Raw genomic sequence first — 19114 nt, 5'->3', positions numbered from 1 at the left:
AGAGCAGGCAGTCTGGATAAGGGTAGGCTCTTTTTTTTCATCTTAATTAGAAGTTAAATGTGAATCCAAAAGATAGCCCTTATCCGCTGCTTTTTAAAACCAGCTACCGAAGGTTTAGTGCAACCAAGGCTTCACGTCAGCCGGGTTGTATTCTTACATCCCCTTATCATTCTAAGCAGGTCCTCCTGAGTGGGCAGGTTCACTAGGTAAATCTCCCGGCCATCGCGAAGCCAGACACGTTAGCGTTCAAGCTAAAACAACACCCCACGAAATCAACGAAATGACAGAAATGGAAATAGAAAAATTAAAATTTCCGATTGGTAAGTTTGACAAACCAACAACAATAACAAATTATATACTAGAACAATGGATTGATGATATTTCGACATTTCCTGCGAGGCTAACCAGCGAAGTAATTAACCTAACTGACCAACAACTTGATACACAATACAGACCAAATGGTTGGACAATTAGACAGGTTATTCATCATTGTGCAGACAGTCATATGAATAGTTTAACTCGGCTAAAACTTACATTAACGGAAGACGAACCTACTATTAAGCCGTATTTTGAAGAACGTTGGGCAGAACTTATTGACACTAAAAATATGCCTATCCAATCATCATTGAAAATGCTAGACGGCATCCACGAAAGATGGACAGTTTTATTAATAAACTTGACCGACGAAAATTACAAACGAGTTTTTATTCATCCAGAACACGGAATGACATTTAGAGTTGACGAAAATATAGGTGTTTATGCTTGGCATTGTAATCATCATCTTGCTCACATAACTGAAACCAAAAAGAGACATAACTGGGAATAAACAGAAAAATAGTGAATAAAAAGCCCGGACCGCTAACAAGGGTTTTGCGCCAAGCGGGCTTAAGTGCAAAATTCAATGGTAGTTTTTCAATTGAACTTATTAATAATATCAGCTTTTGTGCTTCGATTTCCCGCCCGAACGCAAAGCCCCGAAACGTTGGGCAATATTGAGATAATGGAAAGTTGGGATAAAATAAAGGAGTCAATACTATTTGAATATCAAGGAGACTGGAAGCAAATAGTAATTGAAAATTATTCTCTGCACCAGCACAACGACTTGGTTAGCTTTATTGACCAAACATACGGCATAAATACAGCAGAAATTACTGGCCAAGCTGATAGCTTTCAGATAGACGAAATCGCATTTTATATCTATCAGAATAAGGATTGGCAATTCGACTTTAATCCAAAGCAAATAACTAATACCGCTGACTTAAACAAAATAATTGAGTTTATGACGCGGTTGTCCTTAAGATGTCAGAAGCGTGTATTCTTAACACATGAAGCTGTCAATGACTGGCCCTTAATTACTGTAGGTGAAGACATGCTTGGCTTCAACTATGATTTTTGGAAAAAGTATAAAGAATTATAAAGCTGCCACCCACTGCCCTACTTACACCCATGATTGGGGAAGCAGTAGATTAGCATAAAAGCACACAAACTTTTACCAAATGGCGGGGGCACAGGAAGTGGCAAATCCAGATTCTTTTATCTCGGTTTGATTAGTCGTATTTTCTTCGCTTTCGTTCGATTTAAAAGTATTGCTACATTGACCAAGCACCACCCATATAATTACAAAAATTAAAATCGTACTGAAGCATCCTCCACCTAGTTTTTTAGCGCCATAGCCAGCAAGCAATCCTCTGAATAAGTTATTCATAGTAGTATTCTTATGTTTCTCGTTAGAAACGACATTTGGAATATGAAGTTTTACTTACTTGCCCAACCGTTCCTAAAAAGTTATTTGCACAAGGTACATGGTAGGCTTGCCGCTTTATCCTGGTCTAAAGGAGTGGTAGCTAAACTTAGAGATACTTGAAAAGACGAAGGTTAGAGATTTCGTTGAGCATAGAGAAGAACCCTATACTGAATAAACAAACATGATACGCCAACAAAGCACAGGGATTACGTTCGGCTGACGCCTCACACATTGCCTGCACTAATCCCTTGTCCGTCAGTTCAGAAAGCAATCATCCTAACTAAAAATCATTAAAATGACACATAAAAACGTAGTTTGGATAACTGGTGCTTCGTCTGGCATCGGCAAGGCAATGGCCTTTGAATGGGCAAGATTAGGATATAAAGTAGTTCTTTCCTCCAGGCGTAAAGAACTATTGAATAAAGTGGCAGACGAGATTAGTCATTCAGGTGGGGAAGCATTGGCAATTCCGTGTGATATAACGGATGAAAATGCTATTGAAAATGCAGTCCAACAAATTATTGCAACCTGGGGCCGTTTGGATGTTGTGGTAGCTAATGCCGGTTTTGGTGTTTTTGGAAGTATAGAAAAGCTAACAGCCAAAGATTGGAATAGACAATTACAAGGCAATGTTACAGGCTTAGCCTTAACGGTTAAATATGCCCTGCCCCATTTAAAGAAAAACAATGGAAGGATCGGTTTAGTGGGCAGTGTGGGCGCATATCTTCCTAATCCAAATTTGGGTGCCTATGGGGCTTCAAAAGCTGCTGTATATTCAATTGGTCAGACTTTACAGGTTGAGTTAATGGGTACTGGTGTGAGTTGCACGACGATGCATCCTGGATTTGTAGTTTCAGAAATTGCAAGGATTGACAATGATGGAGTTTGGCATCCTGAGCGACCAGATCCACGTCCGTCAAATCTAATTTGGCCTACTGATAAAGCTGCAAAAGTAATGGTAAAGGCTATTTTGAAACGAAAGAGAAATTATATTTTTACTGGCCATGGCAAAACATTTGTTTGGCTGCAACGATGGTTTCCCGGATTGATGAGACTCATCATTTCAAAAAGCCCGAAACCAGACGCCTAAAGAGAAAAGTAAAGTAAAACACATATTCTGACCTTGAAGGAAAAAAGGGGAAGCCGAACACACAAGAGCAGCTACAGGTTACTTTCTCTATCAAAATCAAAATAATATAAGTCTTACCTAACTATTATCCCACTCATTTTCATTACCTTAAATGATGTTTTGTTACTTTTCAAGATTCCGACAGGTATAGCAAAGCTGCTTCATCAATAACAAAAAACCACCTCCTATGGACGAGATCAAAAAAGAAGACATCAAGCAAGAAGTGTTCGACTTGTACGACGACTATGCCCACAACCGCATCAACCGGCGGGATTTTATGCAGAAGCTCTCGATCTATGCGGTGGGCGGACTTACGGTAGGGTCGCTTGCAAGCTTTCTGATGCCGGATTACAAGAGTAAGGTACAGCTCACAGCCGACGATCCGCGCATCATCTCGGAGTATATTACCTACCAGTCACCCAAAGGTGGCGGCCCGATAAAGGCGCTGCTGTCGATGCCGGCTGATGCGAAGAAAAGACTTGGGGGCGTGGTGGTCGTGCACGAAAACCGGGGCCTGAATCCGCATATCGAGGATGTGGCCAGAAGAGCGGCTCTGGCTGGATTCATCTCACTTGCGCCGGATGCGCTCACTCCCCTCGGTGGTTATCCGGGCTCTGATGACGAAGGCCGCACCCTGCAAAGCCAGCGCGACCGCAACGAAATGCTCGAAGATTTTATAGCAGCACACGATTACCTCAAAAATCACAAGAAATGCACTGGTAAAGCCGGTGTGGTAGGCTTTTGCTTCGGTGGTTGGATCTCGAACATGATGGCCGTGCGTATACCTGATCTGGCAGCTAGCGTTCCGTTTTACGGTGGTCAGGCGCCCGTTGAGGATGTGCCACAGATCAAGGCGCCGCTCCTGCTGCACTTCGCCGAGCACGACACCCGCGTAAACGAAGGCTGGCCGGCTTACGAAGAGGCTTTGAAAGCGCACAACAAGAAGTACACCGCGCACTTCTACCCGGGCACAAACCACGGCTTCCACAACGATACCACACCCCGTTACGACAAAGCAGCAGCAGAACTCGCCTGGCAACGCACTGTCGACTTTTTCGATCAACATTTGAAATAACGGCTCAAAGCTATACCTGACGCAGGCAGATGATCAATTTCAAACTACGCCCCTGGACCCTGGAAGACCTTGACAGTCTGGTGCGGTATGCAGACAATATCAACATTGCCCGAAATATGTCGGATATTTTTCCGCACCCTTATACCTACGAGAAAGGCTGGGCATTTATAGAAATGGCAACCCAAAGCGATCCACCGAACATTCTGGCAATAGAGGTAGAAGGCGAAGCTGCCGGAGGTATAGGCGTACACCCACAACACGACATTTACCGGAAAAACGCCGAAATGGGCTACTGGCTGGCCGAGCCATTCTGGGGTAAAGGCATCATCACGGAGGCGATTCGCCAGATGGTGGACTACAGCTTTGCAAACTGGGATATCACGCGCATTTACGCCCGTCCTTTTGGGTATAATGTCGGCTCACAGCGTGCACTCGAGAAAGCCGGTTTTGTGCTGGAGGCGAAACTGGAGAAGACTTTTTACAAAAACGGAAAATACCTGGATGAACTGATCTACGCTGTCAGGCGACCAACTTAGTCTGAAACCCAGGTATAGCATTCCCAGTTTTTAAACACAAAGGCCAGTCCGTAACACATACAGACTGGCCTTTGCTTTTAAGCAGGTATAGCAAACGGTCAGGAAGCAAACACCTCTTCCGGATTTTTGAAAGCCTTGAACTCAAGCGGGTTTTTGCTGTGATCGAGAATGAACATCGTGCGCTGCTCTCCTACCTGACCTTCGTAGCGGGTATAGGGCTCTACCACAAAAGGTATAGCATGCTGCACCAGTCGCTCGCGCACTTCATCAAACTGCGCATAGCTGAGCAAACAGCCAAAATGCGGCACCGGCACACTGATGCCGGCCACTTGTCCGCAGTAATCGGGCTCGGGTATGCTGGCGCTCACGTGGGCAGAAAGCTGATGACCGAAAAAATCAAAATCGATCCAATGCTCGGTGCTGCGCCCTTCTTTACAGCCTAAAATGTCTACGTAAAACTGACGCGTCGATTCGATGTCCTTCACTTTGAAGGCATAGTGAAATGGGTTCATTTAATATCCTTTGGTTTTAGATACAACGTTGATGAGTGACTCCCCGTGACGCATGCGGTCGTAGTTTTCCAGAATCTGCGACACAGCCGAAGCCGGATTGGTAATGCTGGCAATATGCGGCGTGACATGGATCAGCGGGTGCTCCCAGAACGGATGCTCCTCAGGCAGCGGCTCCTCCCGAAACACATCCAGGCTGGCGCCGGACAGATGCCCCTGATCGAGTAATTCAATCAGATCTTCATCTACCAGATGCTCGCCACGCGCCACGTTTATGACATAAGCTCCTTTGGGAAGTTTACCCAGCGTGTCTTTATTCAGAATATTAGCGGTTTGGCTGGTTAAGGGCAGCAGGCAGATCAGGATGTCGGCTTTTCCCAGAAAAGTAGTCAGCTCCTCTGTACCGGCAAAGGTTCCGACACCTTCCAGCAGTTTAGGAGTGCGTGACCAGCCATGTACTTTAAAGCCGAGTTTGTTTAGCTGCTGTGCCGTGTGCATACCGAGCACGCCCATACCCATCACCCCGATCACGACGTCGGCAGTGCGTTTGTAGCTGTGCTGCTTCCAGGTATGGCTGCGCTGTGCCTCCTTATACCTGTGCATACCGCGCACATGGTTCAGCACCTGGGCGGTCACAAAAGTGGCCATGTCCTGGGTCAGGTTTTCGTCTACAATGCGGGTGATCTGTATACCTTGAGGAAGCTCGGGATCGCGGAGAATATGATCGACACCGGCGCCTGTGGACGAGATGCATTTCAGGTTCGGAAAGTTAGCAAAAGCGCCCGGCGGATGGTTCCAGGCAAGGGCAAACTCCACTTCTTCGGCTGGACCTGTGTCCGGATAAACATGTACTTCTAAGCCCGGACGGCGTTCCTTCAGGGCATTTTCCCAGCGGCTCGTGTTTCTGCCCTGGCTGAATATGGTGATTGACATAAAAGTTGTAAGTCTGTTCGGTGATGCGTGGCAAGGTATAGCCTGCCCCTGCTTACGTGTTATTCGGGGTAAGTCTGCTAAATTTAACTAATCTTGCACAAATCTTGTTAAAGAGAAATCAAAAGGCTGGCAAAAGGTTTAAAACAAGTGCCAGATCCAGCTACCTTATACCTAAAACTGAAGAAGATGGAGCAACTGAGCTCAAAAATTTATAAAAAAGAATTTGTAGAAGCGTTTGCGGGTGATGACAGCGGTACGCTCACGCCACGCCAAACGCCGGGTGTACTTTACAGCAAAGCCAAACCTACGCCGGTTGAAAAAGTAACGCTCCTGGCCTGGTCAGATGAGCTGGCCAGCGACCTAGGTATAGCCAAGCCAACGGAGCAGCAGGAGATCGACATACTGGGCGGCAACCGCGTGACAGACAGCATGTATCCTTACGCCGCGTGCTATGCCGGTCACCAGTTCGGCAATTGGGCTGGTCAGCTAGGCGATGGCCGCGCCATTACCTTGGGCGAGTGGGAAGCGCCCGACGGTAAAACCTGGGAGCTGCAGCTGAAAGGTGCCGGCCTTACCCCCTACTCACGCCGCGCTGACGGGCGTGCTGTGCTGCGCTCTTCGGTGCGCGAGTATCTGATGAGCGAAGCGATGCATTACCTGGGTATACCGACCACCCGTGCGCTCAGTCTGGTGAGTACCGGTGAGCCGGTGCTGCGCGATATGTTCTACAATGGCAATGCGGCTTACGAGCCCGGTGCGATCGTGATGCGGGCAGCGCCAAGCTTTTTGCGCTTCGGTAATTTCGAGATGCTGAACGCTCGCAAAGAACTCGATAACCTGCGTCAGCTCGTTGACTGGACCATCAGCCGCTATTATCCGCATATTACGGGTGAGAACAAAGTGATCGATTGGTTCAAAGAGATCGTGGATCGCACCGCCCACCTGATGGTGGAATGGATGCGTGTGGGCTTTGTACACGGCGTGATGAACACCGATAACATGTCAATCCTCGGCCTGACCATCGACTACGGTCCCTACTCCTTCGTGGACAATTACGACCCGAACTTCACCCCAAATACCACCGACCTTCCCGGCCGTAGGTATGCCTTCGGAAAGCAGCCTTCGATCGGTTACTGGAACCTGGGCGCTCTTGCCGGAGCATTGTTGCCGCTAACCGACAAAGACCAACTGGTTGCGACGCTCGAAATATTTAAGGACGTTTATTGGACAGCCTACTACGCTATGATGGGCCGCAAACTGGGCTTCGACCAGGTATCGCAATTGGACCGCGACCTGATCAGTCAGTTCGAGAAAACACTGTCCGAACTACAGCCTGACATGACCATTTTCTACCAGCTGCTCATCGATCTGCCGCTTTCGGTAGAAAGTGAAGACGCAGTAGCTGATTTCTTCAAACGGGCCTTGTACGACGACCTGACAGCAGCACAAAAAACTGCACTCTATACCTTGATCAGCAACTACCTGGAGCGACTGAACACGAACAAGATCAAGCGCTCAGATGCTCAGGAAATGATGCGAAAAGCCAACCCACGTTTTGTCCTCCGCAACTACCTGCTGCACCAGGCCATCGAGGAATTAGAGAAAGGCGATGATCCCCTATTTGTGAAGCTACAGGAGGCGATCAAAGAACCATATTCCGATAAGTTTGACGAATTTTTCCAGACACGTCCGGAGTGGGCATCGCAGAAAGCAGGATGCTCGATGCTGTCGTGTAGTTCGTAAGCTTCGTCGATCTCCATTTAATAAGGGCCTTTTCCTGAAGGGGAAAAGGCCCTTATTAATTTTAAGGTATAGCTTCGTGGCTGAAGTTTCATATGCATGATTCACATCCCCCTGCCCCCTTCGAAGGGGGACTTACCTCCCCTAGCCCCTCCTAAAAACAGGAGGGGGACCTTCAGCTATTGCCAGTTGTTAGGTATAGCTTCATCTCAAAGGCCCCTGGCAGGTATAGCAAGAGTAACTTGCCCCTTAAGCAATGAAACAAATAGCCTTTGCCAGGTGCACCATTACGACTACCCACTGTTTGAGCGGTCAGCGAGTTTGGGGAGTCTTGACCTTTTTGCTTACTTTTTGTGTCAAGACAAAAAGTGAGTGCCCGCCGCACAGGCGAAGCAATGAAACAATTCAAGTAGCTATACCTGCAACAGAAGTTGCTAGAAAACAACAGTGAGCTATACCTACACCTGGGCCGGAGGCCCCACGATAGCAAACATGAGCGAGGACGCTCGCGCCATAATCCCTGTCAGCCAGGCAAAAAAAAGAGCCTCTGAAATCTCAGGGGCTCTTCCATAAATTGAATTAAATCTAAAAACTCTTTCGATGCATCCTCACCGGAAACAACCGGTAATCCATTAAACTCACGGCATACGGAAACCCCCGCCAATGCACAACCGGCACATGCCGGGCGGGGCTCGGGCCCTTGGTGTCAGGTATAGCCAGCATGGTATTGCCGATATAGCTCAATTCTCCTTTATCAATCGCTAACTTACCCGCTACATGCTGCAGAAAAACCTCTTTATCGGAATCTGAAGACGTAAAGGAAATCTCGCGCGAAATAGTAGCGCCACCTTCTAACTCCGGCGAGTAGAACACGCGGGAATAAGTTTCGATGGCGATAATGGGAACAACTAGCGTGGGCACTTTGGCCTGCAGCACATCCGGCGGGGTCATTGGCGCCTGATTGGCAACCCGCTTCACCATCTCCGTTACTTTCTGGGCCGTATAAATGCCCTTGATCGTTTCGGATTCGATGCGTTTGAGCACCTGCTCTACCTTCGACTCAAAAGGCTGACCGGGATTCTCCTGACGGGGGGGAGCAGTAGGTCGTGGCTGTGCCTGGCTTGGCTGACGTGGTTTCTGTACCTGCGCCAGCGGTTTTGGCTTCTCGCGCTCCGGAATGTAACTGTCTTTGATGTGCCGCTCGTGCACGTTGATCACTGTCGTGAAGGTATTGATAAAATGCTCCGTGTTCTGCACATGAAACAGCTCCAGCTCCTGTATGCGCTTACGCGTCACCAGGTAATTGTGCACTAACTTGGTCTTTTCAAAAACGGCCAGTAATTTTTCGGCGTGCGGTGTGTGCTGATAGCGCTCGTAGAGTCTGTGCAGGGCATTGAGTCGGGCGTTGGAAGCACGGATGTACTGCATAGCACGGGCATCGGCAGCACCGGGATGCGTCACGACCGTGCGGGTGTTCTCCTGCCCCATTCCGAAAAGCGAACGAAAAAAACCGATCATTTAGACAGGATGCGTTTGAGGTGCTGGGTTTCGATTTCGACCTGCAGTTTTTCCGAGAGCTTCATCTCCTCAAATACATTGTCGATGTGCTGGATGTAGAGGTCCAGCACCGCCTCCTGCTCGTCGCTCAGGATGCGGTGCCGGACGGCTAGTTCTTCTTCTTTCTTATCCCCTTTGTATATCATTATTCAATTTCGATCTGCTTGGACTTACCGAAAGTGCCGATGATCTTGCTGTTGAGCTCTTCCTGCACCTGCGCCAGTTCTCTTACGGCTTCTGCGCGTTTCTTGCTGCCTTCTTCTGATATTTTGATCACCTGGTCGAGCGTTTCCACCATGTCCTTGTTCACTTTCTTGAGCGTATCCACATCCACAATGCCGCGTTCGTTTTCCTGTGCCGCGATCACCACGTTTTTCTTGAGCAGCTCAGAGTTTTTGCGGAGCATTTCGTTGGTAGTATCGGTCACTTTTTTCTGAATCTCGAGCGCTTTGCGCTGCTTCTCCAGACCAAGGGCAATGGCTACCTGCTGACGCCATACCGGAATCACCGTCACGATGGAGTTCTGGATCTTCTGGGCCAGCACATCATTCGTGGTCTGGATCATACGGATCTGCGGCATCGACTGCGTGGCAATGGTGTGCGACAACTGAAAGTCGTGCACCTTTTTCTCTAAACGCTCTTTAAAAGAGATCATATCGCTCAGACGCTGCACAGCCAGTTCATCCTGTCCGCTTGTTTCCACTTCTTCCTGCATTTTCGGGATGATATTTTGCTCGATATCATCGATTTTCATCTTCCCGGCCGCGATCACTGAACGGATCTCGTGGATGTATTCCACCGCCTGGTTGAACATCACTTCCAAACTGGTCGAGTCTTTCATGATGCTCTGGCGGGTACGCTCCAGCTTTACCACCACATCGTCCACGTTGGCCGAAACAGTATTGTACTGGGTAGCCAGTTGCTTCGACTTATCAGATATCTTTTTTACAAATGGAAGTCTGGAAAAGAACCCACCTTTCTCCTGCTCCTCAATTTTGATCATGTTGATCTGGTTAAGGAGTTCGTTGATGGCCTCGCCTGCTTCGCCGGAATCTTTGGCTTTTACTTTGGTGAGCAGTTCGTTGGAATAGTGTCCCAGTTTACGCTGCGTCTCCACACCAAAATTGCTCAGACTTTCCGGATTCCCCGGATCTATGGATTTAGAGATCGCCAGAGCTTTCTCCTGTATCTTCTGTTGATTCTCTACGATCGTGATCTCTGTTTTCGCTGTTTTTTCCATCTTGTTTTATTACCTGAAAAGGTTGTGGTTGATTAGGTCCAATGAGTTTAAGTACTTTTTGATGTTCTCGTGCCGGTCGGTGGTTTCGTACCACTCAATATCGTTGAGGGGCAGGTACTCGCCCAGCAGGTCGCGCACTTCACTTAGCAATGCTTCGCCTTTTTTATTTCTGAAATCGGGGTTGCGGTACTGGGCGCTCACGTAGTCTACCTTTACCTGCCCGGTCTTGGTGACGGCCAGTTCGCGCACCTCCACCACCAGCTCCGACGACTTTCCGTTATCAGTCACGATGGTCTTATACACGCCTTTGTTGCCTTCCTCGAGGGCGGCAGCGCACTGTTTGCGCACATCAAGAAGGGCCTGCCGTAGTTTGCGGTTCGGTATCACGTAGTGCCCCACAATATAACCCAGTAAAGCTGCTATTAAGAATGTCCAAAAAATCACTTTTGTATTAATATAGTTAAAAGCTCAATTACTTATGTAAAGAAGCAAAATAAATTGAAGTAATCAAGTGTAGGCGGGACGGATGTCTTTAGCATTGACCAATCAAAGCCTGAATGATTCCTTTCTGCACTGTTTCTGTCTATACCTGACCGGCCTTCTTTCATCTTCTATACGCGGAAGCGATTGCACGGGCTGTCACCGGGGCCGGGATAGGATTAACAAGGTATAGCGTGCGCATGTTCCCGTGGCGACTGTGTCTTATGTTTGTCCTATTACGCAAAACGGGCCGCTGCCTTTACGTGGCTTGCCGATAAATTCGGGGGTTTTGTCTATTTTGCGACCAATTCTATACCTGATTTCATACCTTCGCTTGCATGCAGCACCGGCATTTTATTTTGCACAAACCCTACGGCTACATCAGCCAGTTCGTCACCGACAAGAAAAAGCAGAAACTACTGGGCGAATTGCACGATTTTCCGGCCGGTACCATGGCCATCGGGCGATTGGACGAGGCAAGCGAGGGCCTACTTCTGCTCACCACCGACGGCAAAACGAGCGAACTGGTGCGCGGCAAGCATGTGGAGAAGGAATATTACGCCCAGGTCGACGGCCTGATCACCGACGAAGCCATCGCTCAAATGCAGGAAGGCGTCGCCATCGGGTTGTACGGTGAGCAATACGGTACCCGCCCCTGCACCGCTTTTCGCCTGGAAAATGCGCCTGATTTTCCGGAGCGCAGCCGCCGCATCCGCGACGACCGCCACGGCCCGACCAGTTGGGTGTCTATCACCATCTCGGAAGGGAAAAACCGGCAAGTTCGCAAAATGACCGCCGCCGTAGGTTTCCCGACACTGCGGCTGGTGCGTGTTCGGATTGGGAATATCCGGCTGGAAGCCTTTATGCCGGGTTCAGTGGCCGAAGTAGAGAACTTCGATTTGGGGTGAAAGCAGTCGCTTATACCTTAAAATTTCAGCGGCTGTTAAACCAAAGCAGCATTCGCTAGTCTATTGATGGCTTTCAGCTTAAATAACACAAATTTACTATCTTGAGCGGGCATACCCTTAACATATCATACAAACAATCCATACCTTAAACTTAACCATGAAGAAAAACCCTATTCACATGCTGGCCCTGGCCTTGATGCTGTCAGGCGGTGTGAGCAGCGTGGCTTTCGCGCAGCGACCACAGCAGCAACAGCAGGCGCTGAAACCACAAGATCCGATTATCGAGAAAATCATCAAGATGGCCAATGAAAATTCGCAGCTCGAGAAACTGGGCCACGAACTGATGGACGGCATCGGACCAAGACTGGTAGGCACCCCGCAGATGCAGCAGGCCGCTGACTGGGCTGTGAACAAGTACAAAGGCTGGGGCATTGATGCCCGCGTTCAGAACTACGGCGAGTGGCGCGGCTGGGAGCGCGGTGTGACGCACATCGACATGGTACACCCACGCGTTAAGTCAATTGAAGGTATGCAACTGGCCTGGAGCCCTTCCACTCCTTCTAAAGGCGTAACAGCTGAGGTGATCACGATGCCGGAATTCGCTGACTCTGTTGCTTTCCAGCGCTGGTTGCCAAGTGTGAAAGGCAAAATGGTGATGGTATCGATGAACCAGCCGAGCGGACGCCCGGAGTACAATTGGAAAGAGTTCGCCACGCCGGAGTCATTTGAGAAAATGAAGAAAGTGCGTGACGAGCAGAACGCTGCCTGGGGCAAGCGCATCGCCGCCACCGGCAAAAACGCCCGTACGCTGCCTGTTGCTTTGGAGCAGGCCGGTGCTGCCGGTATCGTGATGTCAAACTGGTCACAAGGTTTTGGCGTGAACAAGATTTTCAGCGCTTATACCAAGAAAATCCCTACGGTTGATATCGCCCTCGAAGACTACGGTATGCTGTACCGTCTGGCCGAGAACGGCAGCAAGCCAAAGATCAAAGTAGTAGCCGAGTCGAAGCATTCTAAGAAGCCGGTTCCTACGTTCAACACCATCGCTGAGATCAAGGGCACTGAGAAGCCGGATGAGTACGTGATCCTTTCCGCTCACTTCGACTCATGGGATGGCGGTACAGGTGCTACTGACAACGGTACCGGCACGATCCTGATGATGGAAGTAATGCGCATTCTGAAGCAGGTATACCCGAACCCGAAGCGTACCATTCTGGTAGGTCACTGGGGTAGTGAAGAGCAGGGCCTGAACGGTTCGCGCGCTTTCGTAGAGGACAATCCTGAAATTGTGAAGAAGACACAGGCTGTGTTTAACCAGGACAACGGTACAGGTCGCGTGGCTAACATCTCTGGTCAGGGCTTCCTGAACTCTTACGACTACATGGGCCGCTGGCTGAACGCCGTGCCGCGTGAAATCACCAAAGACATTCAGACCTCATACCCTGGTTTCCCGGGCGGCGGCGGTTCTGACCATGCTTCTTTCATTCCGCACAACATTCCTGCTTTTATGCTGAGCTCCCTGAGCTGGTCTTATGGCAACTATACCTGGCACACCAACCGCGACACCTACGACAAAGTGGTGTTCGACGATGTGCGCAGCAACGTGATCCTTACGGCTATTCTGGCATACATGGCCAGCGAAGAGCCGGAACTGGTATCGCGTGAGCGTAGTGTGATGCCGGTTAACCCACGTACGGGCGACCAGATGACCTGGCCTGAACCAAGACCTGCAACCCGCAAAGGTGGTTTAGACTAAACTAACATTTCGCAGGTCGTATACCTGCATTTCTAAAAGCACAGCCGCTGCAGACTTTCTGTAGCGGCTGTGCTTTTTTTGGCTATACCTACCTCCACTCCGACCATCGTTTTTGAAGGCAATTATAAGTTTTCTTGCAGAACACCGTATAAAACTTTTGGCAGTGCCACATCCTCATTCACTTTCGTGCTGTCGCCTATATCTGAAACCCGAAGACACACATGATCGGTAAATCGACATACAAGGCCGCACGTGAAGTAGCCCAGATTGCAGAAGACCATTTTGCCAGCCAGATCAATGCAGCCAAAGAAATAAACGATACCAACCTGGCGACCATCCCCCCGGCTCGCATCATCGAAACCATGATCGATGCCGCTTTCTGGGCGAGCCTGCGACGGGAAGAAGGTCATTCCCCCAGATTATCGCTTGCCTTTCTGCCGCCGGAACAATCTGAGCAGCCACTGCTGTTCGAGCACCACCTCAGTCTCACCTCTGCTGTGCTCACCAAGATCGGGCCGGGTGTGGAGCGCCCGGGCATCCACCTGGGCGTGTGGTACGAAGGAGACTTCCTGCACATCTGGGGGATGACGCGCAGTATACCTGATTTTTGCTTTGTGCTCGATGTGTCTGAGCCTGGTCTGCTGGTGATCAAGCACCGTCGAAAAGATGGTTTTGGCAAATTTGTGAACGTGGCCGTGCTGACAGGAGATCAGGTAAAGATCGTAGATGAACAAAGCGTCAACATACCTGATTGTCCTGATCTGTTGTACTCGCTGTTGGGCTTCAGTTCGCTTACCGTTTGGAACAAGTCACTCAATGTGCTGGTGCAGCTGGCTGTGTCGATGCGCTCCCATCAGAAAGGCGGTATCCTGCTGGTTGTGCCTAAAGGTTCAGAGACATGGCGCGAGTCTATCCGGCACCCGATGCGGTATGCGGTGGGGCCTGCCTATTCTGAGCTGGCAGAATTGATGCTACGACAAGACGATAAGGACCCGCTCTGGCCGGATGAGATGAAACGGGCGATCGATGCGATGGCAGGTTTCACAGCCGTGGACGGTGCCACCATCATCAGCGACAAGTATGAACTGTATGGTTTTGGCGCCAAGATTGACCGAAAGCTGGGAAGCACTCCGGTCGAAAAGTTGATTCTGACGGAGCCGGTGATTGGAGGCGGAGCCATCATAGACCAGCCTGCACTGACTGGCGGCACACGGCATTTATCGGCGGCTCAGTTCGTATACGACCAGCGCGACGCGATTGCACTGGTCGCTTCCCAGGACGGCCGCTTCACCATCTTCAGTTGGTCCACCTGCGAGAACATGGTGCAAGCCAACCGCATTGACTCGCTTCTGCTGTAAGAGCTATTATTCAACTCGTAAGCGGCATCTTCAATGGCTACAAGACTGATTCTTAATGGGTTATGACGGAAATAACACCTCTTGATGTAAATTTTGGAATAGTCAATCCGCAAGGCATCGTTTTAAAAAATCCCGCCGCTTATACCTGAGCGGCGGGATTTTTTAAAACGATGCCTTACACAAGCCCTGATAGCAACTGGGTTTTGTTCCCCAGTATACCTGCTACGTCCCCGCCCAGCCAATTGTGCAGCAAAGTGGCGTAGATGTTCCGGAAGTCGATGCTATACCTAAGGTCACCCTGGTCGAGGTCCTGCAAGTTGGGGGCATCATTGTAAATGCCCGCCTGCTTTAGTTTTCCGCCGATCAGGAAAAGATTGTTGGCCGTGCCGTGGTCTGTTCCGTTGCTGGCGTTCTGGGCGACGCGCCTGCCAAATTCTGAAAATACCATGATAACCGTATTGTCAAACTCCTGCTGCTGCTTCAGTTCTTCCACAAAACTGTACAGGCCCTCTGAGAGCTCCTGCAACAGGTTTGCCTGCTGCCCCGCCTGCCGCACATGCGTGTCGAAACCGGTGAGGGAGGCATAATACACTCTAGACTCCACTCCGGAGGCGATCAACTCTGCAATGGTTTTCAGGTTACGGGAAAACTCCCCGTTCGGATAATCTTTTTTGCTGCGGTATACCTTGGTTTTCTCCTGCAGGTAACCAGCCGATTGCTGCGTATCGATCAGCGTTTTATAAAGATAGTCGACTTGGTGGTGAGAATGCTCTTCTACATGCAACTGCGCCGCCTGCTTCAGAAACTGGTCGTTGGTCGCTTGAAAAAAGCGCTTCACATCCTGCACGGCTATACCAGTGTACTTTTCCCCTTTCAGCGCCAGACTGAGCGTGTCGTCTACCTCAATAGCAGCGTAGTTGGCCGAAGGCCCGGATAAGCTGTCGAGGTAGCGGCCCAGCCAGCCGGTGTTCAGGTATTCGTCGGAGGCGCTGCCCGATTGCCAGATGTCCATGGAGCGGAAGTGGGAGCGGTCCGGATCCGGGTAGCCCACACTGTTGAGGACAGACACGTAGCCCTGATCGTAGAGCAGGCGCATCTTCTCCATCGCCGGGTTCAGCCCGAGCCCTTTTTCCAGCGTGAGCACTTCACGGGAAGGTATAGCCAGGGTAGGGCGCGCTTTGTAATACAGGTCGTTCTGGTAAGGCACCACCGTGTTCAGGCCGTCGTTGCCACCGCTGAGCTGAATCACCACCAACCTTTTACCGTTGGAGTTGGCCAGCAGCGGCAGTCCGCTACGGTCAAGGCCATGCAGAAAATTAGGTACCAGCAGCATACCGGAGGCCAGCGCCGACATTTTAATAAACTCTCTTCTGGATTTACTTGCCATAGTGCGAAAGTGAGTGGTGGAAGACTAGCATAACTGGTACTCAGGTAAAGAAAGCAGTCGAAGCGTCAGCAGCGTGATTTTGTCGGTGTGTGCGGCCCCCGATGGTATGTGCTGGGTGAGCAAAGCAGCAGTTTCTGGTTGCAGCGGCACTTGCAGCAGCTTCTGGCTAAGTTCCTCGATCAGCTCTCGGTCCTTCACTTTTTGCAGTTGCTGGTGCAGTCCGCTCAGGTCGGCTTTGGCGCGCACGATCCGTAAACCATCCTGCCTGCGCTTTCGCGGGGCGGTTGGCTCAGTATCGTCGTCAGGTTTTAGGTTGACTTCCAGCGCCGCTTCCTGCAGCAGCGCCGGCCCGATGCGCAGCCGGAAAGCGAGCGTGGAGCTATCGATCCAATTGCGGCCCCCGGCCCAGCCGCTCACATTAGGCGGCCTGAACAGCTCCTGCCCCAGCGCCCGCTGCAACACCAGCGGACTGCGGCCATCAGCATAGCTCAGGTCAAACTGGCGTTGCAAGCCAGCCAGCAGCTCGATCGGGGATTTGATCTTGCTCCCGACCACATCCGGTCCGTAGAACCATTTCGATGTGAAGATTTTCTCCAGCAACCTTGGTATATCGTAGCCTGTTTCGTAAAAGTAGCTGCTCAGGGCCTGGATGCGCTCCGGGTGAGGCTCTTCGCTCACAAAAAAGGCATAGATTTTCTCGGTCAGAAATTCGGCTGTGCGCGGGTTCTCCACGATCATTTGCAGAATCTCCTCCCCGCCAAAGTTCCCCCGCTTCCCCATAAAGGTTTTCTGGCCCCGATCGTGCTGCCGTGCACGGAACACGAACTCACCCTGCGGGTTGTAAGACCAGCCGGTAAAGGCGCGGGCGGCTTCTTTGATGTCCTGTTCGGTATAGTGTCCCCGGCCAAGTGTGAAAAGCTCGAGCAGCTCGCGAGCAAAGTTCTCGTTGGGGCGCTGTTTGCGATTTTGCTGGTTATTGAGGAACTGCAGCATGCCGGGGTCCTTTGAGATGGCCAGTAGCAGGTCGGGGAATTTGCCCAGTGCATATTCACGCAGGGTGTTGTGCTGCAGCAGTGCAAAACGGGGCTCCCGCAGGCGGCAGGCAAAGTGCCCGTGCCAGAAAAGGGTCATCTTTTCGCGCAGCTGGGCTTCGGAAGTAGCCATTTGCTGGAGCCAGGCATTGTTGAGGAGCACAAATCCTTTATTCCGTTCCCGCTGCCGCAGCTGGCGCATCTCGGCATTCTGCGAATCAGCCGGCAAGGCTGTTTCTGTGTGTGGAAGCGCTACCTGCAGGGGGACTGCCTGGCTCGACGCATGAAGGAGCTCGCGAACGGCCTGTTTGATGCCGGGGCTTGCCTGATCAGGCCTGAAAGGTATACCGAAGCCAGCCCGCCAGTAGAGGTGCTGTAGCTTTTGTTCGCGTGCTGAAGTTTTCATGCAGATGCCATTTAAACTTAGATGAAAAGGTCTCATCAGGGTTTAAATATACCTGAAAATATATACTGACAGGTATAGCCTCTAATAAACTTACAGCTAGTCGGTTCAAGCCATCCTGCCATCAAGAATGTCAGGCCTGCATTTCTCTATTTCCATACCTTTTGCGCGCCTCCAGAATCTGATCAATATTAAGCTTGGCCCAATCGGCCAATTGCAGAAGTTGCAGCAGCAAGCCCTCTCCCAGCGGCGTCAGGCTGTACTCCACGCGGGGCGGAATCTCAGCGTATACTGCACGGCTCACCAGGCCGTCTTCTTCCAGCGAGCGGAGTGTGACGGTGAGCATGCGTTGGGAAACGCCATTGATTTGGCTTTTGAGTTCGTTGAAGCGTAGTTTTTCCTCCTTCCCCAGCGTGAGGATGGTGTAGATGGACCACTTGTCTCCGAAACGGGCCAGAATATCCTTTATCGGGCAGCAGGACGTAACATCTGCTTTGCTGCACAAAACTTTATCAATCTTTTTCTGGATTGCAAGTCGCTGATTATCAACTATAGTTACTTCCATGTTACTAGGTGCGGCTAAAGTGCCTGCTTGACAGGTACAAATTTAAAAAATACCTTTGAGTTACCAAAAGTAACCTAGTTATGAAACATTACTGGGTTTTTAACTGTTGTATAGACATGAATATCCTAGAAACTTTGCAGTGGCGCTACGCCGCCAAGCGCATGAACGGCCAGCGCGTGCCGTCCGATAAAGTAGAACGTATTTTGGAGGCCATCCGCCTGGCTCCCTCATCCATGGGTCTGCAGCCTTACTCAGTGCTGTTGATTGAGGACGAAGAACTGAAAAAGCAGATCAGATCAGTTGCTTACAATCAGCCACAGATCGAGGAAAGCTCTCACTTGCTGGTATTCGCCGCCTGGGACGACGTCACTCCTGCACATATCGATGAGTTTATTTCGCACACGGCCTCTGAGCGCAACATGCCTGTCGAGAATCTGCAGGACTTTAAAAACACCTTGTTAGGTACAGCCGAAGGCAACACACAGGAGCAGAATTTCAACTGGGCTGCACGCCAGGCATACATCGCTTTTGGTGTGGGACTGGTAGCTGCCGCCACCGAAAAAGTGGACGCCACCCCGATGGAAGGTTTCGACGCAGCCGCGCTGGACAAACTGCTCAACCTACCAGAAAAGGGCCTGAGAAGCGTTACTTTGATGCCGCTTGGTTACCGCGACGCCGACAACGACTGGTTGGTAAAACTGCCAAAAGTAAGACGCCAGAAAGAAAAATTCGTACTGGAAGCATAAGCTTCAGCATAGCATGT

At 50.3% G+C, this 19114-nt stretch carries 20 protein-coding genes; 10 read left to right on the top strand and 10 right to left on the bottom strand.

The window, feature by feature from the left end:
• The first annotated feature begins 280 nt into the window (after window positions 1–280).
• Both AC4QZR_RS16710 and AC4QZR_RS16705 read left to right on the top strand, forming a co-directional pair.
• Window positions 281–826: a YfiT family bacillithiol transferase gene (locus AC4QZR_RS16710; RefSeq protein ID WP_494481950.1), complete on the top strand. Its 546-nt coding sequence runs from the start codon at window positions 281–283 to the stop codon at window positions 824–826.
• A gap of 156 nt (window positions 827–982) precedes the next feature.
• A complete protein-coding gene (locus tag AC4QZR_RS16705; protein WP_494481949.1) occupies window positions 983–1417 on the top strand; it encodes a hypothetical protein in 435 nt (144 codons plus the stop codon).
• Between the two features lie 72 nt (window positions 1418–1489).
• Here AC4QZR_RS16705 and AC4QZR_RS16700 read toward each other — a convergent pair whose 3' ends face one another.
• On the bottom strand, window positions 1490–1705 hold the full coding sequence (locus tag AC4QZR_RS16700) for a hypothetical protein (protein WP_494481948.1): 216 nt from the start codon (window positions 1703–1705) through the stop codon (window positions 1490–1492).
• A 334-nt stretch (window positions 1706–2039) separates the two neighbouring features.
• On the opposite strand from AC4QZR_RS16700, the gene AC4QZR_RS16695 reads away from it, so the two are divergent.
• The 3 genes from AC4QZR_RS16695 to AC4QZR_RS16685 all read left to right on the top strand — a co-directional run bounded on the left by AC4QZR_RS16695 (window position 2040) and on the right by AC4QZR_RS16685 (window position 4484).
• On the top strand, window positions 2040–2834 hold the full coding sequence (locus tag AC4QZR_RS16695) for an SDR family NAD(P)-dependent oxidoreductase (RefSeq protein ID WP_494481947.1): 795 nt from the start codon (window positions 2040–2042) through the stop codon (window positions 2832–2834).
• Between the two features lie 226 nt (window positions 2835–3060).
• Window positions 3061–3948: a dienelactone hydrolase family protein gene (locus tag AC4QZR_RS16690; protein WP_494481946.1), complete on the top strand. Its 888-nt coding sequence runs from the start codon at window positions 3061–3063 to the stop codon at window positions 3946–3948.
• A gap of 29 nt (window positions 3949–3977) precedes the next feature.
• Window positions 3978–4484 (top strand): GNAT family N-acetyltransferase, encoded by a 507-nt coding sequence (locus AC4QZR_RS16685; protein ID WP_494481945.1) that lies wholly within the window; start codon window positions 3978–3980, stop codon window positions 4482–4484.
• Window positions 4485–4582: 98 nt separating this feature from the next.
• Here the strand turns inward: AC4QZR_RS16685 and AC4QZR_RS16680 are convergent, their stop codons facing one another.
• Both AC4QZR_RS16680 and AC4QZR_RS16675 read right to left on the bottom strand, forming a co-directional pair.
• Window positions 4583–4996, bottom strand: coding sequence for a VOC family protein (locus AC4QZR_RS16680; RefSeq protein WP_253405643.1), 414 nt, complete (start codon window positions 4994–4996; stop codon window positions 4583–4585).
• Window positions 4997–5926, bottom strand: a complete 930-nt coding sequence (locus tag AC4QZR_RS16675; RefSeq protein ID WP_494481944.1) for a 2-hydroxyacid dehydrogenase — start codon at window positions 5924–5926, stop codon at window positions 4997–4999.
• 186 nt (window positions 5927–6112) lie between these two features.
• On the opposite strand from AC4QZR_RS16675, the gene AC4QZR_RS16670 reads away from it, so the two are divergent.
• Window positions 6113–7669: a protein adenylyltransferase SelO gene (locus AC4QZR_RS16670; protein ID WP_494481943.1), complete on the top strand. Its 1557-nt coding sequence runs from the start codon at window positions 6113–6115 to the stop codon at window positions 7667–7669.
• Between the two features lie 582 nt (window positions 7670–8251).
• Here AC4QZR_RS16670 and AC4QZR_RS16665 read toward each other — a convergent pair.
• Genes AC4QZR_RS16665 through AC4QZR_RS16650 form a run of 4 tightly spaced genes read right to left on the bottom strand, consistent with a single transcriptional unit; the run spans window position 8252 to window position 10862 of the window.
• Complete coding sequence (locus AC4QZR_RS16665; protein ID WP_494481942.1) at window positions 8252–9184, bottom strand: hypothetical protein; 933 nt, start codon at window positions 9182–9184, stop codon at window positions 8252–8254.
• Entirely contained in the window at window positions 9181–9369 is a 189-nt protein-coding gene (locus tag AC4QZR_RS16660) for a hypothetical protein (RefSeq protein ID WP_220627855.1), read from the bottom strand. The genes AC4QZR_RS16665 and AC4QZR_RS16660 overlap by 4 nt, the downstream gene beginning before the upstream one ends.
• A complete protein-coding gene (locus AC4QZR_RS16655) occupies window positions 9369–10463 on the bottom strand; it encodes a toxic anion resistance protein (RefSeq protein WP_253405636.1) in 1095 nt (364 codons plus the stop codon). The genes AC4QZR_RS16660 and AC4QZR_RS16655 overlap by 1 nt, the downstream gene beginning before the upstream one ends.
• A gap of 9 nt (window positions 10464–10472) precedes the next feature.
• On the bottom strand, window positions 10473–10862 hold the full coding sequence (locus AC4QZR_RS16650) for a hypothetical protein (protein WP_494481941.1): 390 nt from the start codon (window positions 10860–10862) through the stop codon (window positions 10473–10475).
• Window positions 10863–11281: 419 nt separating this feature from the next.
• On the opposite strand from AC4QZR_RS16650, the gene AC4QZR_RS16645 reads away from it, so the two are divergent.
• The 3 genes from AC4QZR_RS16645 (at window position 11282) to AC4QZR_RS16635 (ending at window position 14965) form a co-directional block, all read left to right on the top strand.
• Window positions 11282–11851 carry a pseudouridine synthase gene (locus AC4QZR_RS16645; protein WP_494481940.1) on the top strand — a complete coding sequence of 190 codons (570 nt, stop codon included), beginning with the start codon at window positions 11282–11284 and terminating at the stop codon, window positions 11849–11851.
• Between the two features lie 157 nt (window positions 11852–12008).
• A complete protein-coding gene (locus AC4QZR_RS16640) occupies window positions 12009–13607 on the top strand; it encodes a M20/M25/M40 family metallo-hydrolase (protein WP_494481939.1) in 1599 nt (532 codons plus the stop codon).
• 221 nt (window positions 13608–13828) lie between these two features.
• Window positions 13829–14965 (top strand): putative sensor domain DACNV-containing protein, encoded by a 1137-nt coding sequence (locus tag AC4QZR_RS16635; RefSeq protein WP_494481938.1) that lies wholly within the window; start codon window positions 13829–13831, stop codon window positions 14963–14965.
• A 175-nt stretch (window positions 14966–15140) separates the two neighbouring features.
• Here the strand turns inward: AC4QZR_RS16635 and AC4QZR_RS16630 are convergent, their stop codons facing one another.
• The 3 genes from AC4QZR_RS16630 to AC4QZR_RS16620 form a co-directional block, all read right to left on the bottom strand.
• Window positions 15141–16352, bottom strand: a complete 1212-nt coding sequence (locus AC4QZR_RS16630) for a DUF1501 domain-containing protein (RefSeq protein ID WP_494481937.1) — start codon at window positions 16350–16352, stop codon at window positions 15141–15143.
• A gap of 24 nt (window positions 16353–16376) precedes the next feature.
• The gene (locus AC4QZR_RS16625; protein ID WP_494481936.1) at window positions 16377–17789 is read right to left on the bottom strand and encodes a DUF1800 domain-containing protein; all 1413 of its coding nucleotides are present in this window, start codon (window positions 17787–17789) and stop codon (window positions 16377–16379) included.
• Window positions 17790–17919: 130 nt separating this feature from the next.
• Window positions 17920–18351 carry a winged helix-turn-helix transcriptional regulator gene (locus AC4QZR_RS16620; protein WP_494481935.1) on the bottom strand — a complete coding sequence of 144 codons (432 nt, stop codon included), beginning with the start codon at window positions 18349–18351 and terminating at the stop codon, window positions 17920–17922.
• Window positions 18352–18467: 116 nt separating this feature from the next.
• Between AC4QZR_RS16620 and AC4QZR_RS16615 the strand changes: the two genes are divergently transcribed.
• A complete protein-coding gene (locus AC4QZR_RS16615; RefSeq protein ID WP_494481934.1) occupies window positions 18468–19097 on the top strand; it encodes an NAD(P)H-dependent oxidoreductase in 630 nt (209 codons plus the stop codon).
• Window positions 19098–19114 lie beyond the last annotated feature (17 nt).

Source organism: Pontibacter sp. YIM B11418 (assembly GCF_059278805.1).
The sequence above is the reverse complement of the archived record's forward strand: the minus strand, read 5'-3'. Positions and strand labels throughout refer to the sequence as shown.